The organism is Desulfovibrio sp. (assembly GCF_019422935.1).
GTDB lineage: Bacteria > Desulfobacterota > Desulfovibrionia > Desulfovibrionales > Desulfovibrionaceae > Desulfovibrio.
Genome location: NZ_JAHZCJ010000004.1, coordinates 66,152 through 81,461 on the forward strand (window position 1 = coordinate 66,152; position 15,310 = coordinate 81,461).

Sequence of the window (15,310 nt, forward strand, 5' to 3'; positions counted from 1 at the left end):
TCCTCCTGAGTTATCTGGCAGATTGCGAAGCCTACTGCCGGGGCTTTTTATACGAGACCGGGCCGGTGGAATAGTTGGTGCGGGGCAGCCATGCATCAGGGTAGCCGATGTTCTGGGCCATTTTGTCCGGGCTGTTGAGAAAACCCTGACAGTGCCGCGCCACCAGTTGGGGGAAAAATTCTCGCCAGTCGCGCAACGCGCCCTCTGCCTGCGCCCGCAGTGCCTTGGCAAAGGCAGCCTGCGCCTGCGCCGGGGATGATGCCGCCTTGGGGGCCAGTTCCTTTTGCAGCGCGGCTACGCGGGCGGCAAAGGCGGCTTCCATGCTGGCAGCTCTGGTCTGAATCTCCTGAGAAATCACGTCGTAACGGATGTTGGCGTAATCGCTCACCAGGGAATAGGCCCACCATGCGGAATCATTGGCAAAGCGGCGGGTGTCGCCCTGTTCGTAGCCTGCGGGCATGGGGCCGACCGCCAGCGGCACAAAGACAGATTCCGCCGCCGGAGCGAGCGCAACCCAGCACACCAGCGCGAGCGGTTCCGGCACATCGGGCCGATACTGCGCAATGGTCGTGTAGCCCACATAGTACATGCCCATGGGCCGTTCCCACGCGCCTTCAAGCTTGGTGGTCGGGCTCACGTCGCCGCTGGGATCCTTGGGGCCGATAATGCGGTTGGGATTACCAAACGGCCCCGCCGCAGTGCCCTTGGTGAGGTCGAATTCCGTTCCCTCGTAGTGGTCGCGGTGCATGCGCTTGATGTCGTTCAGGCTCAGCAGCTTGTCCGGCTTGACGGAAAAGGGATAGGCGCGAGTTGCGCCGTTTTCCACCCATGCGGGCAGCTTCAGCGAAGGAGCCGCCAGAGAGAGCGCCCGCCACACGCGCCGCAGCGAATAGTAGGGGTGGTTATATTCGCCATCGCTCACAGTGGTCAGCCAGTCCAGAGGCTTGGACGCGTCCTTGGGGCTGCGCATGTTGTACTTGTCCACCGTGGCAAACAGGCTTTTGCCGTACATCTGGTCGGGGTTGCCGGGCGTGATGTCGCGGATGCGAAATTCGTTGGCCGCCACAAAAAACTGACCGTCAGGCACGCGCTGGGCCACCCACAGGCCGCCGGTTCCCGCCGGGGAAGGGGCCATTTCCATAACCCAGGCTTCGTTTTTGTCGGCCACGGGCAGGGTTTCGCCCGTTCCGTAGTAGCCATACTGCTCAATGAGCGCGCCCATCAGCTCAATGGCCTCGCGGGCGGTTTTGCAGCGTTCCAGCGCCACGCGCGCCAGCTCGGATGAATAGAAAATGCGCTTGCCCGGCTCTGCCGTGCAGGTATTGTGCGCCCCATCTGTGCACTCGCCAAACATGAGGCCATGCTCGTTCATGATGGCGTAGTTGCCGTCAATATAGGCAAAGGTGTGCCGCACCTGAGGGATAAAACCGATGGCAACCGTGCGCGGCGTATCCGGGTGGTTATAGCCCGGCGCGCGCTTGGGGTCGGAAAGGCGAGGAACAAGAAAAGTATTGGTGGCGGGATTTTCCTTCACCGCCACGGCGGAATCATATACCGGGCGCTGCGCGCCTTCCGGCCAGTCGCGGGCGGGAACGTATACAATGGACTGGTCGTTGAGATCGTTGTCGTCAGAATGGCTTACCATCACGGAGCCGTCTGCGCTGGCCCCCCTGGTGACAATAAAGGTGGTGCAGGCATGGGCTGCCTGAGGCAGCAGCAGGGCCAGAGAAACACAGCATAAGACGATCAGCCGCTTCATGGAACCTCCATAAAAAAATCAGACCGTAAAATCCCGCATGCTCAAACCGATACGCAAAAACGCCAACAACCCCAGCGGAGGCGCTGAAATGCTGTAAATCAAATCAGCAAACTGTTTTTCTTTTTTGTAACGCAGGGGCGGCAGGGGCACAAGGATTGCGCAGGTCGAAGTGCTTTTTGAATGTAAAACAGTAGCAATCCGAGCCGAGAATTGTTATTGGTAATCTATTGTCATCTCCAGATCAGCACACCCCGCATTTGCAGAAATGCCGGGGTTCCCATCCAGGTTTCAACGGCAGTAATTCCCCGCCCAGCGCTATTTTAAGCGCCCACCCAATGACGGCATGAACCGCCACGGAGGTTTGTCCATGCTTGCTTCTCCCTACAAAGAATTCAAAGAAGCCCTTCTGGACTTTATTCCCAAAGACCGCATCCATACTGATCCCCTGCGCCTGCTGGCCTACGGCACAGACGCCAGCGTGTACCGCCTGATCCCCAAGATCGTGGTGGACGTGCTGGACGAGGCCGAAGTGGTGCAGCTGGTGGCTCTGGCCGACCGCATGCGCGTGCCTGTGACCTTTCGCGCCGCAGGCACCAGCCTGTCCGGCCAGGCGGTGTCCGATTCTGTCCTTGTGCGCATAGGCAAGGGCTGGCGCAACTGGCGCGTGGGCGAAAACGCCGAGCGCATCACCCTGCAACCCGGCATCATCGGCTCCGGGGCCAACAAGATTCTGGCAGAATTTGGCAAAAAAATCGGGCCTGACCCGGCCTCCATCGACAGTTGCTTTATCGGCGGCATCTTTGCCAACAATGCCAGCGGCATGTGCTGCGGCACCTCCGACAACTCCTATAAGACCGTTGTTTCCTCGCGCATGGTGCTGGCAGACGGCACCATGCTGGACACGGCGGACGCCAAAAGCCGCGCCGCCTTTGCCAGAACCCACGCCCATATTCTCAACGGCCTTGCCGACCTGCGCAAACAGATCATGGACAATCCCGAACTTGCCGACCGCATCCGGCGCAAGTTCAAGATCAAGAACACCACAGGCTACAGCCTCAACGCCTTGGTGGATTACGAAGACCCCTTTGAAATTTTGCAGCATGTCATGGTCGGCTCCGAAGGCACGCTGGGTTTTATTGCCGAAGTGACTTACCGCACGGTGGAGGAGGCCCCCTTCAAGGCCTCTGCCCTGCTGCTCCTGCCCACGGTCAAGGCCGCCTGTGATCTGGCCTCTGCCGTGGCAACCCTACCCGTTGCGGCTGCGGAACTTATGGACAGGGCGTCCCTGCGCTCGGTGGAAGGCACCCCCGGCCTGCCCGAAGGGCTGGAAACCCTGGACGACGATGTCTGTTCCCTGCTGGTGGAGACCCGCGCCGCCACCCACGAGCAGCTTGAAAAGAACATTGCCACCATCAATGCGGCTTTCAGCAACGTGACCTTTGTGCGGCCCTACGCCTTTACCGACAAACCCGAGGAATTCACCAAGCTGTGGCTCATCCGCAAGGGCATTCTGGCCTCGGTGGGCGGCATGCGGCCCGTGGGCACCTCCATTGTCATTGAAGACGTGGCCTTTACCCTCGACAGGCTGGGCGAGGCCGCCAAAGACCTGCAGGATCTTTTTGCCCGCCACGGCTACACGGTGGCCCCGCTCTTCGGCCACGCGCGCGACGGCAACCTGCACTTTGTTTTCTGGCAGGACTTTGGCGCTCCGGCAGAAGTGGCCCGCTACAAGGGATTCATGGAAGACTTCTGCAAGCTGGTTACGGAAAAGTACGATGGTTCGCTCAAGGCGGAACACGGCACTGGCCGCAACATCGCGCCCTTTGTGGAGCTGGAGTGGGGCAGCCAGGCCTACGCCATCATGAAGAGCATCAAGAGCCTGCTCGACCCCAAGAACATCCTCAACCCCGGCGTGCTGCTCAACAGCGATTCGCAGGGGCATCTCAAAAATCTCAAACCCCTGCACCCCGCCGACGAACTGGTGGACAAATGCATGGAGTGCGGCTTCTGCGAGTCTGTCTGTCCCTCGCGCGATCTGACGCTCACGCCGCGCCAGCGCATCACCGTCTACCGCGAAATCTGCCGCCTGCGCGAGGTTGCCCCTGATAGCAACGAGCTGAAAACGCTGCAAAAGGGCTACGAATACATGGGCAAGGCCACCTGCGCCACAGACAGCCTGTGCCGCCCCCGCTGCCCTGCGGGCGTGGATACGGGCGTGTTCATCAAGAGCCTGCGCAAAAAGGACGCCGGATCGCTCAGCAAAAAGATTGCCGGTTCCATTGCCGACCACTTTGCGGGAACCTGCAAGGCCATGTCCATTGCGCTCAACAGCGTGGACGCCCTGCACCGCGCCCTTGGCACCACCATCATGCGCGACGGCTCGCGCCTCCTGCGCTGCCTGACCTTCAACAAGGTGCCGCTGTGGAACAAAAACATGCCCAAGGGCGGGGGCTCGGTCTATCTGCCCACGCCATACTCCGGCAATGCCAAGAAGGTCGTCTACTTCCCCAGCTGCATCGCCCGCAATATGGGCCCCGGCGAGGAGCACAGCGACCGCCGTACAGAACCGGAAGCCGTCATCAGCGTGCTGCTCAAGGGCGGGTATGACGTCATTCTGCCCAATAATCTGGACAAGCTGTGCTGCGGCATGGCCTTTGCCAGCAAGGGTCTCGCAGACGCCGCCCACAAAAAAGAGCAGGAGCTGGAAAAGGCGCTGCGTCAGGCCAGCAACAATGGCGAATACCCCGTGCTGTGCGAAACCAGCCCCTGCCTGCTGCACATGAAGCAGACCCTCGACCCCAGCATCAAGCTCATGGAGCCTGTGCAGTTTATCCTTGAGAACCTCATGGACACGCTCAAGCTCAAAAAACTGCCCAAGACCGTGGCCCTGCACGCCACCTGCTCCATGCGCAAGATGGGCCTTGAGGGCAAGCTGGAAGAGCTGGCCCGCAAGTGCGCCGAAACCGTGGTTGTGCCGGACGGCATCAACTGTTGCGGCTGGGCGGGCGACCGAGGCTTTACCCATCCCGAACTCAACGAGGCCGCGCTCAAGGGCCTGCGCATGCAGGTAAGCACCTGCGAGGTGGGCTATTCCTCCAGCCGCACCTGCCAGATCGGCCTGTCGCTGCACGGCGGCATCCCCTACTACTCCATCGTCTATCTGGTTGACGAAGCCAGCGAATAAACAGCAAAGCGGGCGGTTCTCATGAGAGAGCCGCCCGCTGTTTTATGCAGGAAATGAGATGCCGTGCCTGACGGCGTTCCCCTTTACGACTGCCGCCGCTTGAACATCTTTTCCAGCTCGGCTGCGTCCCAGCGCAAGACGCAGGGGCGGCCATGCGGACAATATTCGCGGTCGGGAGTTTCCAGCCACTGCTGCAACAACCCGGCGGCCTCGTCGTCCGCAAGGCGCTGCCCGGCCTTGATGGCCCCCTTGCACGACATGGATATGAACATGTCGGCCAGATCATCCTTACGCCCGGCAAGGGCCTCGCGCAGAAAGTCCCTGGCTTCGGCGCGGGAGAGCACCGGGGGCATGGCGTTGACGCGCAGGTTGCCGCCGCTGACCTCAAGGGCAAAGCCCAGGGATTCCAGCCGGGGCCGCAGTTCAAAAAAACGTTCCGTTTCAGCCGGGTGCAGGGGCAGATCAAGCGGCAAGGCCAGCAACTGACCAGACCCGGCGAATCCACCGCGCCGCAAGCGGGCGTACAGCACTCGCTCATGCGCCGCGTGCTGGTCAAGCAGCAGCAACGCGCCGGATGCGTCCCGCAATACCAGGTAGGTCAGCGCCACCTGCCCAAGGTAGGCAAACGGCCCAACGCTCAAGGGCTGACGTTCCTGCGCGGGCGGGAAAATGTCTTCGCTGTGCTCGCCTGCCGTATCCGCAGCCTGATACGGGGCAGCATCAGGGGTGTGGTGCGCATAGGCAGAGGCGGCTTCCGCAAGGCCGGATACATCTTCCGGCGCGGCAACAAACAGGGCGCTTTCTTTCTGCGCGGGTGCTGACTCATGGGCTGATGCCGCATCACTCTGAACAGAATCGCCCCACCAGTTTGCCGCACTGTCCGGGCCTGCGGCTGGTTCGGGCAACCGGGCCTGCCACGAGGATTCCTCGTCCGGCCTGTCGTCCCGCTCCTGCGGCTTGATAAGAGGCGGGTTGTCCAGCCTGCCCCAGAAACCCTGCGGACGCGGGGCTGCTTGTTGGGCAGAGGGAGCCACGTCGCTTTCCGCTCCATCACCCTCAGGCGCATGCGACCACAGATTTTCGGCCACATCGTAGGAGGTCAGCAACGCCCCCTGCACGGCGTGCAGCACAGCGGAAAATACGGCGGATTCATCCCGAAAACGCACTTCAGACTTGGCGGGATGCACGTTCACGTCCACTTCCGCCGGGTCCATCTCCACAAACAGTGCTACCTGCGGATAATCCCGGCTGGTCATGCGGCCCTTGTAGGCCTCGCGCACCGCTGCCAGCAGGCGCTTGTCCGTCACCGAACGGCCATTGACGTAGAACAGCATGCGGTCGCCGCGCGGCTGACTCACATTGGGCAAGGCGGCCAACCCGCGCACGCGGATGCCGTGGCGGGTGCCGTCAAAGGGGCGCAGAGCCTCCACAATCAGCCGGGGCCAGAGCACGCCAAGGCGGTCGGCAAGGCTTTGCCCCGGCAAAAACCGCAGGGCCTCGCGCTCGCCGGAGCTCAGGCTCAGGCCCACGGCGGGGCGGGCCAGCGCCAGCCGGGCTAGCCAGTCCTGCGCACGTTTGAACTCCGTGGAAGGGGTCTTCAAAAATTTCAAGCGTGCTGGTATGTTGGAAAAAAGATCGCGCACTTCCACCCGCGTTCCCCGGTGCAGGGCTGCCGGGGCGGAAACCGTCAGCAAGCCGTGCTCCACCTCAACCCTGTGCGCCTGTGTCTGCCAGTCCGGGTCAGTCACCGCAGAGGTTATGGAAAAACGGGAAACCGAGGCAATGCTCGGCAGCGCCTCACCCCTGAAACCGTAAGAGCTGATGTGCTCAAGGTCAGACAGGCTGGCGATCTTGCTCGTGGCGTGCCGGGTGACGGCCAGTTCCAGATCGGCCGCGGCTATGCCGCACCCGTCGTCCTGCACGCTGATAAGGCTTTGCCCGCCGTTTTCAAGGCAAACGTCGATCTGCGCGGCATCGGCGTCAAGGCTGTTTTCAACCAGTTCCTTGAGCACACTGGCAGGGCGCTCCACCACTTCACCAGCGGCGATCTGATTGCGCAACTCAGGCGGTAGCAAACGTATATGACGATGTTTTTCAGACATAGGCCCAGTGTATTCGGGCGCGCTCCACAAGGCAAGCGACCCCGCCTGCGGCGCATGCGCGGCTGCGCGTGGAGAATAAATTCCCGTGGCAGGGCTTGCCTCGGCGCACGCTGTGCTTATGTATGGAAGACGAGGCTGCGTATGCGCGCGGCCAGGCTTCTGGCAACACGCAAAGCAAGCCGGGAGGTTTCTATGTACAGCAACACACTGAAAGCCATTGCCGAACCGCTGCGCGGCACACCTGTGCCCGCGGGCTTTGACCCTGAACTGCTCTATGTTGAGTGCGCCCATTGCGGCTCGCCCGTCATGTGGGAGCAGGGCAAGGCCACCCATATTCTCAGCTTGGCGGGCATTGACCCCCTTGAACTCGATTCTTCCTGCATGCTGGTCACAGACGGCTGCCCCATGTGCAGCGGCAAAGATCAGTATACGGTACAGATTTTCCGGGTCAGCGGCGATGCGCAGACGCGCCGCCCCCCATTCTTCGGCAACGCATAGCCAGCGCGGGTCTACCCCGCCCGCGTAAACCCTAGCAAAAGGCTGCCGGATCATGTGCCCGGCGGCCTTTTTGCGTTCTGTCGCAGGCAATACCACACAGGAGCGGCGGACGCGCTTTTTCCAGCCCGGAGGGATTCTCCGGGCTTTTTTTGTTACCCCGGCGGGGAGGCGGAACACAGTGCCCTGGATGGCCTCTCACTAATTAACAAAAAACAACATTTTTTTGATAACATAGATAAAAAGTACGAGTTAACTCCACAAAATCACCCCACTTGCCTTGACGATATCCCCATTCAGGAGCATAACATAAAGCAACAAATTTGAAACAAAATTAACACACACCCGACATACGCCGGAGCCGCCATGTTGCCAGCAGAACGCCGCAGAGAAATGGCCCGCCTCATCAAAAACCGGGGCGCGGTCAATACACGCGAACTTGCCGAAGCGCTGGGCATTTCCACCATGACCGTGCGCCGCGACCTCAAGCTGCTGGAAGAACGCAACCAGCTTGAACTCACCTGGGGCGGGGCTGTGCCCCTGAGTTTTGAAGCCAACGACATCCCCCGCGCCCGCAAGGCCGTTTCCATGCTTGAGGCCAAGCAGGTCATAGCCCGCGCCGCCTGCCAGTTTATCAAAAACGAAGACTTTATTGCCCTGGATGCGGGCACCACCAGCCTTGAGCTGGCCCGCCTGCTGCCCACCCTGCCCCTCACAAGCCTCGGCGTTGTCACGCCTGACCTTGAAATAGCCCTGCTGCTTTCGGGCTGCGACCATATTTCCGTCTTTCTTTCCGGCGGGCTTATTGATCCCGTCAGCCGCGCCTGCAACGACGGCGATGCCGTGGCCTACCTGCGTGGCCTGCGCCTTACCATGGCCTTTGTGGGCACCAACGTATGGGACGCCCACCACGGCGTCACCACCAGCACTTCCGCCAAGATGCATTACAAACGCCAGCTCATGACCAGCGCCGACAAAACTTTTCTGCTGGCGGACGCGTCCAAGTACGCCAAGTTCAGCCCATGGCTGGTGGCCGGAGTGGAACGCTTCGACCACATCATCACCGACAGCGGCCTGACCGCCGAAGCCCGCGCCGCCCTGCAAGACGCAGGCGCTCGCCTGTGTCTCGCCGACTAAGCCCGCCGCCGTCACAAAATCACCGGAAGGTGTCTGTATGATCATAGCTGTTATTGCCGACGATTTTACGGGAGCCAACGACAATGGTGCGCTGCTTGCCGCCAAGGGCTTTTCCAGCGCCACCTGTCTGGGCCTTGCCCATTGGAACCCCAAAAAATTTACGCAGTGCGACGCCGTTTGTCTGAACGCCGAGAGCCGCCTTCTGCACCGCGAAGACGCCCATAAAGCGGTGTATGACGCCGTGATGGAATTCAACAAGGAAAAGCCCGCACTTGTTTCCAAGCGCATAGACTCCACCCTGCGCGGCAATGTGGGCGCTGAGCTTGAGGCCGTCATCAAGGCCATGGATGACACCCACGGTCACAACCAGAGCCTCGCCGTACTTGTGGCGTCCTACCCCCATTCGGGGCGCATCTGCGTGGGCGGATACCAGATCGTGCACGGCGTGCCGCTGGAACGCTCGCCCATTGCCAAGGACGCCGCCACCCCCGTGCACCACACGGCAGTGCTCAAGATCATCGCCGATCAGACCTCCCTGCCATGCGGCTTCGTGTCGCTTGAAAAGGTGCTGGCCGGGCCTGCCGCCGTACGCCAAACCATTGAGGCCGCACGTGCCCAGGGTTGCCGCGCCGTGGTCTGCGATGCCGTGTCGGACGATGACATTGCCGTGATCGCCCAGTCGCTGGCCGATGCGCCCTATCCGCTGGTGTCGCTGGATCCCGGCCCCTTCACATCGGAGCTTGCCGCAGCGCGCATTGAAGCCCCCCGCGCGGAATTTGAAAACCGCATTTTCCTTACCGTGGGCAGCACCAGCGAGCTGACCCGCGTACAGATGGAAACCCTGCGGCTGGCCCACCCCTGCCACATCGTGTCCATGAACGTGCGCAAGGTGCTGGCTGGCGAGGCCGAAGCACAGGCGGAATGCCGCCGCGTGCTGGAGGCCGTGTTTGCCGCGCCCGAAGAAGCCAAGGTTCTTGGCGTATGCACCGCCGCCAGCAAGGAAGACGTTTTCTCTATGCAGGAAATGTCCCAGACCCTCGGCATCGCGCCCAGCGAAATTTCGCGCCGCATCAACATGGCTCTGGCCCATGTGGCTCAGGAAGCCCTGAAAAAAGAGAGCCTGCGCATCGGCGGCCTGTACACCTCAGGAGGCGAAGTGACGGTTTCCGTCATGCGCACGCTCAAGGCCGGGGGCTTTTCTGTGCGGATCATGGTGCTGCCCCTTGCCGTGTACGGCCACATCATCGGCGGTGAACACCCCGACCTGCCCATGATCACCAAGGGCGGCTTTGTGGGTGACAAGGACAGCCTTGTGGAATGTATGGAATACCTGTTCACCAAAATTTCAAGCCGCAAGCGGCCCGCCTGAAGGCTGCGCCGCAGCCAAGCAAGTTCATAACCAACAAGGAACAGATAGATGAAACCCCTGATTTGCGCCCCCATGGGCGACCCCGCAGGCGTTGGGCCGGAAATTCTGGCCGCCTCGCTGGCAGATGCTGCCGTCACCGACATGGCCAATGTGTTGGTGGTGGGCAATACCGAGATCATGCGCCGCGCCGCCGCTATCATGAAGGCGAACCTCGACTTCAACGAGGTGGATGCAGATCTCAATGGCTGGCGCGAGGGCGCTGCCAATATCATCAACATGGACAACGTGGATCTGGCCTCCTTTGCCTATGGCAAGGTGCAGGCCCAGTGCGGCCAGGCGGCCTTTGAATACATCAAGGCCTCCATCGAGCTGACAATGGCTGGCAAGACCGCCGCCGTGGCTACCACGCCCATCAACAAGGAATCGCTCAAGGCAGCCCACGTGCCCTACATCGGGCACACCGAAATCTTTGGCGACCTCACAGGCACCAAGGACCCGCTGACCATGTTTCAGGTGCACAGCCTGCGCGTGTTCTTCCTCACCCGTCACCTCTCGCTGATCGATGCCTGCCGCGCCGTCAAAAAAGACCGCGTGCTTGACTACATCGGTCGCTGCACCAGCGCCCTCAAGCTGCTGGGGCTGGAGAATCCGAGCATGGTGGTGGCTGGCCTCAACCCTCACTGCGGCGAACACGGGCTTTTTGGCAATGAGGAAGACGCCGAGGTGGTTCCGGCCATAGCAGAAGCGCGCCGTCAGGGCTTTAACGTGCATGGCCCCAACCCGGCGGACTCGGTCTTCCATTTTGCGCTCAAGGGCGCGTGGGACGCCGTGCTTTCGCTCTATCACGACCAGGGACACATAGCGACCAAGATGGTGGACTTTGAGCGCACCATCTCCCTTACGCTGGGCATGCCCATTCTGCGCACGTCGGTGGATCACGGCACAGCCTTTGACATTGCCGGGACAGGCAAGGTCAGCGCCGTAAGCATGGTGGAAGCCATCCGCCTTGCTGCGGAATACGCGCCCAACTTCAAACGGGCCTGATCTGCGGTAAAGGATGTGAACTGCGCACCGCATCCGGAGGGCGAGCAGAGTAAAACAAGAGAACAAACTGTAAGAGCGTCAACCGTTCCCCCAACTTTTACCGGCGCGGGCACTGCCCGGGCCGTGTCGCAACCACACCACGGAGGTTGAGATGACTGCCGTCCAATCGTTCGGCATCGGCTATTCGATGACCATGCTCTGCATTTCCATCGCCATAGTCATTGTGCTGTGCATCTGCTTCAAAATACACGCCTTTGTGTCCCTGACCGCAGCGAGCCTGTTTCTGGCGCTGACGCACAACATGGAACTGGCCAAGATCGTCATGGCCTTTGAAGGTGGCCTTGGCAAAACGCTGGGATTTCTTGCGCCCATTCTGGCCCTTGGGGCCATATTGGGCAAACTGATGGAAGTCTCCGGCGCTGCCGAAAGGCTGGCGCGGACGCTCATCAACATTCTCGGCCAGTCAAAAGCGCACTGGGCCATGATGGTTGTGGGTTACATCTGCGGCATCCCGGTTTTTCTTCAGGTGGGCATCATCCTGCTGACGCCGCTCATGTTCTCCATCGTCAAGGAATCCAAGCTGCCGCTCATTCAGGTGGGCATGGCCCTTGTGGTGGCCCTGACCACGGTGCACTGCATCGTGCCGCCGCACCCTGCCGCCATGGCAGTTACCGACCTGCTCAAGGCTGATGTGGGCAAGGTTATCTTTTTCGGCCTTCTGGTGGGCCTGCCCGCCGCCAGCATTGCAGGCCCCATCTACGGCAAGTTCATTGCCAAGCGCCTGCCCGCCGTGCCGCTGACCGGCGTGTACGCCAATACCGAACCGCGCAAAGAATCTGAACTGCCGCCCTTTGGCAGCTCGCTCCTCGTCATGCTGCTGCCCCTGTTGCTCATGATCGCCAAGACCGTGGTGGAACTGACCATCGACAAGCAGAATCCGCCCGCCTACATGCCCTACGTGAACTTTATCGGCACGCCCATGATCGCCCTGTTCATTTCCGCAGTGGTGGCCTACATCGTGTTTGGTCTCAAGCGCGGCTTCAACTGGGATCAGCTGGGCCGCTTCAGCGAACAGGGCATGGCCCCGCTGGCCTCCATCATGCTGGTCATCGGCGCGGCTGGCGCGCTGAACCAGATCATCACCGACAGCGGCGTGGGCGTTGTGCTCAAGCAGGTGCTCACCAGCATCCAGATCAGCCCTCTGATCCTGGCCTGGATTATCGCCATTGCCCTGCGCTTTGCCCTGGGCAGCGCCACTGTTTCCATGATGACCGCCGCCGGGCTTATCCTGCCCGTGCTCAGCAGCAACCCCGGCATTGACCCGGCCCTCATGGCCATTGTCATCGGCGCTGGCGCGACCGGCGCTTCGCACGTGACCGACTCCGGCTTCTGGTTCGTCAAGGAATCCCTCGGCATCCCAATGGGTTCCATGTACGCCACCTATACGGCTGGCACTACCATAGCCTCCGTGCTTGGTTTGTTCGGCACGCTGCTGCTCTCCATGTTCCTGTAAGAACCGCTGCGCCGGGGTCTGGTATTTCACAGGCCCCGGCGCTATTATGGAAAACGTATCCTGTCTTCCACCGCCAGCCCCACCAAGGAACCAGCAATGAAGATCGTCATCGCGCCCGACTCGTACAAGGAATGCCTGTCTGCCCTGCAAGTGGCTGTTTCCATCGAATCCGGCTTTCGCGAGGTTTTCCCCGATGCGGTCTACGTCAAGGTACCTGTGGCGGACGGCGGCGAAGGCACCGTGGAAGCCATGGTTGAAGCCACGGCAGGCCGTCGGGTGGACACCACGGTACGCGGCCCGCTGGGCGACCCGGTGGAAGCTTTTTACGGCCTGACCGGCGATGGCAAAACCGCCGTGATCGAAATGGCCGCAGCCAGCGGCCTGGCCCTTGTGCCGCCCAACTTGCGCAATCCCCTCAAGACCACCAGCTATGGCACGGGCCAGCTTATCCGCTCTGCGCTGGATGCTGGCGCTCGTAAATTTATTCTGGGCATTGGCGGCAGCGCCACCAACGAGGGCGGCGCTGGCATGCTTCAGGCTTTGGGAGTGCGGCTGCTGGACGGTCAGGGACAGGAAATCGAGCCCACCGGCATGGGCCTTGGCAGGCTTGCGCGCATAGACATGTCCGCCTTTGACGCCCGCCTTACCGACTGCGTCATTGATGTGGCCTGCGATGTGGACAACCCCTTGTGCGGCCCACGCGGCGCATCGGCCATTTTTGGCCCGCAGAAAGGGGCCACGCCTGAGATGGTGCAGCAGCTCGACGGATATTTGCAGAATTTTGCGGCCATTGCGCGCCGCGACCTTGGCGTGGACATGGCGGACCTGCCCGGCGCTGGCGCTGCTGGCGGCATGGGCGCGGCCATGTTTGCCTTTTTGAAAGGGCGGCTGCGCCCCGGCAGCGAGATTGTGACCGAAGCCGTTGGGCTGGACGCGCATGTGCGCGATGCCGATATCGTTGTTACTGGCGAGGGCCGCATTGACGGGCAGACGGCCTTTGGCAAGACCCCTGTGGGCGTTGCCCGCGTGGCAAAGCGCCACAACAAGCCGGTTATCGCCATCGGCGGTTCGCTGCGGGCCGATGTGGACGCCGTCTTTGCCCACGGCATCGACGCGGTTTCAAGCGTGCTCTACCGCCCCTGCACCATTGACGAAGCCCTTACCGAGGGCAATGAAAATCTGCGCAGGGCCGCGCGCAACATAGCCGCCATCCTTTCCATGGGACTTGGCATTGGCGCTTCGGGCGCAAGGAAATAGCATATGTTGACCGCCTACAGGCAAAGCTGGCGCACACACCCCGGCTTCAATATCCTTTTTGTCTGCGCCATGCTGGCGGCGTGGGGCATGTATGCCCTGCTGTATGCCACCGACTTGCCCTGGGGCTCGAATCAAGCCAACGTGCTTGTTTTTGTGGTTGCCGCGCTGTGTATGCTGTTTATCTTTGTCACGCCCCGATATGGCTTCAAGCCCACGGCAACGCATTACGCCATCATGGCGGCAACATTGCTGCCCTCGCTGCCCAACGGGCAAGAGATCATCCGGCAGAGCGGCCTGTTTTTCTGATGTGCCGCCGCGCCCCCGGGCGCACGCCATAATAAAAGACGGCCACTCTCAGAGAGTGGCCGTCTTTTATTATGCTTGTGTTCTTGCGGAGCTCACCCCGCAGAGTTTTCTTTTCTGTTTACGCCTTCTTGGCGCGCAGGCCCGCAAAGGCCAGAATCACGCCCAGGGCAATGCCCAGCGCCGCTGCAAACACCACCTGAAAATGGGCGGGCAGCATAAAGGTAATTGTATGCGCGGGAATCCAGAAGAACGGAATGGTCTTCTTGAGTACAAAGCTCCACATGGAATTCCAGTCGATGGTGCGGAACAGGGATGCCACGTCAGGCTTGGTGCACAGGCTGTTGAGCGTGCCGCCGGTGGCCGCAATGTGCAGGTCGGTGAGCTTGTGGGTGATCATCAGCACCGGAGCGAACAATGTGTTGATGAGCACGCTGATGGAAAAAGACATGAGCAGCTTGGCGCCAAAGGTCGTGGGAGCGCCCGAAAGCAGGCCCATTTCGTTGAGCAGCTTGAACGTGCCCGCGCCATACACGGTAAAGGCGATCTTGATGCCTATGCCCAGCAAACCCCAGATAATCGCCTTGGGCAAAATGCCAAAACCAGGCCTGTTATACACGCCCGTGGTGATGCGCAGGGCAATGCATTCGCCAAGGGTCGCCAGAATGGCAAACTTGAGAAAGCTCATGCCAAAAGGATACTGGGCAGTCAGGCTGATAAAGCCCTCTAGCGCCCCGGGCCCAAAAGCCAGCCAACCGAACGCCGCCAAACAAACGCCTAAAACCACAAAATCCTTTTGACGCATACCCTCTCTCCGTATTCTCGTTGACGCTCAGGGACTGTTGACGCTGTGAGAAATTTTGTTCTCTGCCAAGGGTGCAAGCCTTTTTATGAAAGGAGTGTACACATAGGTACTTAACAGGAATAAAAGGCTTTCTGACGCAGGCAGAGGGCAAAAGAGCCATAGCGTGAACAAGACCCAAATCGGTTGGTCCCGCGCCGCACGTAACCGCAGGCGGCGGGGAAGGATCAGCCATAGCCGCGCAAGGGCGCGGGCAATTCGCATCAGCCGAGCAGACGGAGGGGGGCTACCGTCAAGACCGGCTGCCGCATACTAGTGGCATTTTTGCCCCGCGTAAACTCCGGG

Annotated in this window: 11 protein-coding genes; 8 read left to right on the plus strand and 3 right to left on the minus strand. The window is 60.9% G+C overall.

Annotated features, from left to right (window positions below; all coding sequences use genetic code 11):
• Positions 1–31: 31 nt before the first annotated feature.
• Positions 32–1,759: a C69 family dipeptidase gene (locus QZ383_RS06930; protein ID WP_291444175.1), complete on the minus strand. Its 1,728-nt coding sequence runs from the start codon at positions 1,757–1,759 to the stop codon at positions 32–34.
• A gap of 367 nt (positions 1,760–2,126) precedes the next feature.
• On the opposite strand from QZ383_RS06930, the gene QZ383_RS06935 reads away from it, so the two are divergent.
• Positions 2,127–4,943, plus strand: coding sequence for an FAD-binding and (Fe-S)-binding domain-containing protein (locus tag QZ383_RS06935; protein ID WP_291444176.1), 2,817 nt, complete (start codon positions 2,127–2,129; stop codon positions 4,941–4,943).
• 83 nt (positions 4,944–5,026) lie between these two features.
• Here QZ383_RS06935 and mutL read toward each other — a convergent pair whose 3' ends face one another.
• Positions 5,027–7,045, minus strand: a complete 2,019-nt coding sequence (gene mutL, locus QZ383_RS06940; RefSeq protein ID WP_291444178.1) for a DNA mismatch repair endonuclease MutL — start codon at positions 7,043–7,045, stop codon at positions 5,027–5,029.
• A gap of 192 nt (positions 7,046–7,237) precedes the next feature.
• Here mutL and QZ383_RS06945 point away from each other — a divergent pair, with 192 nt between their 5' ends.
• The 7 genes from QZ383_RS06945 to QZ383_RS06975 all read left to right on the plus strand — a co-directional run bounded on the left by QZ383_RS06945 (position 7,238) and on the right by QZ383_RS06975 (position 14,166).
• Positions 7,238–7,543 carry a hypothetical protein gene (locus QZ383_RS06945; RefSeq protein WP_291444180.1) on the plus strand — a complete coding sequence of 102 codons (306 nt, stop codon included), beginning with the start codon at positions 7,238–7,240 and terminating at the stop codon, positions 7,541–7,543.
• A 363-nt stretch (positions 7,544–7,906) separates the two neighbouring features.
• A complete protein-coding gene (locus tag QZ383_RS06950; protein WP_291444182.1) occupies positions 7,907–8,677 on the plus strand; it encodes a DeoR/GlpR family DNA-binding transcription regulator in 771 nt (256 codons plus the stop codon).
• A gap of 37 nt (positions 8,678–8,714) precedes the next feature.
• Positions 8,715–10,046 (plus strand): four-carbon acid sugar kinase family protein, encoded by a 1,332-nt coding sequence (locus QZ383_RS06955; RefSeq protein WP_291444184.1) that lies wholly within the window; start codon positions 8,715–8,717, stop codon positions 10,044–10,046.
• Positions 10,047–10,094: 48 nt separating this feature from the next.
• The gene (gene pdxA / locus QZ383_RS06960) at positions 10,095–11,090 is read left to right on the plus strand and encodes a 4-hydroxythreonine-4-phosphate dehydrogenase PdxA (protein ID WP_240823321.1); all 996 of its coding nucleotides are present in this window, start codon (positions 10,095–10,097) and stop codon (positions 11,088–11,090) included.
• 151 nt (positions 11,091–11,241) lie between these two features.
• The gene (locus QZ383_RS06965; protein WP_240823320.1) at positions 11,242–12,603 is read left to right on the plus strand and encodes a gluconate:H+ symporter; all 1,362 of its coding nucleotides are present in this window, start codon (positions 11,242–11,244) and stop codon (positions 12,601–12,603) included.
• 96 nt (positions 12,604–12,699) lie between these two features.
• Positions 12,700–13,860: a glycerate kinase gene (locus QZ383_RS06970; RefSeq protein ID WP_291444187.1), complete on the plus strand. Its 1,161-nt coding sequence runs from the start codon at positions 12,700–12,702 to the stop codon at positions 13,858–13,860.
• Positions 13,861–13,863: 3 nt separating this feature from the next.
• Positions 13,864–14,166: a hypothetical protein gene (locus QZ383_RS06975; RefSeq protein ID WP_240823318.1), complete on the plus strand. Its 303-nt coding sequence runs from the start codon at positions 13,864–13,866 to the stop codon at positions 14,164–14,166.
• A 118-nt stretch (positions 14,167–14,284) separates the two neighbouring features.
• Here QZ383_RS06975 and QZ383_RS06980 read toward each other — a convergent pair whose 3' ends face one another.
• On the minus strand, positions 14,285–14,968 hold the full coding sequence (locus QZ383_RS06980) for a hypothetical protein (RefSeq protein WP_291444190.1): 684 nt from the start codon (positions 14,966–14,968) through the stop codon (positions 14,285–14,287).
• Positions 14,969–15,310 lie beyond the last annotated feature (342 nt).

Coding starts and splice junctions, on each gene's coding strand:
- QZ383_RS06965 (WP_240823320.1), top strand. CDS start 11,242: ATGACTGCCGTCCAATCGTTCGGCATCGGCTATTCGATGACCATGCTC.
- pdxA (WP_240823321.1), top strand. CDS start 10,095: ATGAAACCCCTGATTTGCGCCCCCATGGGCGACCCCGCAGGCGTTGGG.
- QZ383_RS06930 (WP_291444175.1), bottom strand. CDS start 1,759: ATGAAGCGGCTGATCGTCTTATGCTGTGTTTCTCTGGCCCTGCTGCTG.
- QZ383_RS06970 (WP_291444187.1), top strand. CDS start 12,700: ATGAAGATCGTCATCGCGCCCGACTCGTACAAGGAATGCCTGTCTGCC.
- QZ383_RS06935 (WP_291444176.1), top strand. CDS start 2,127: ATGCTTGCTTCTCCCTACAAAGAATTCAAAGAAGCCCTTCTGGACTTT.
- QZ383_RS06950 (WP_291444182.1), top strand. CDS start 7,907: ATGTTGCCAGCAGAACGCCGCAGAGAAATGGCCCGCCTCATCAAAAAC.
- QZ383_RS06955 (WP_291444184.1), top strand. CDS start 8,715: ATGATCATAGCTGTTATTGCCGACGATTTTACGGGAGCCAACGACAAT.
- QZ383_RS06945 (WP_291444180.1), top strand. CDS start 7,238: ATGTACAGCAACACACTGAAAGCCATTGCCGAACCGCTGCGCGGCACA.
- QZ383_RS06975 (WP_240823318.1), top strand. CDS start 13,864: ATGTTGACCGCCTACAGGCAAAGCTGGCGCACACACCCCGGCTTCAAT.
- mutL (WP_291444178.1), bottom strand. CDS start 7,045: ATGTCTGAAAAACATCGTCATATACGTTTGCTACCGCCTGAGTTGCGC.
- QZ383_RS06980 (WP_291444190.1), bottom strand. CDS start 14,968: ATGCGTCAAAAGGATTTTGTGGTTTTAGGCGTTTGTTTGGCGGCGTTC.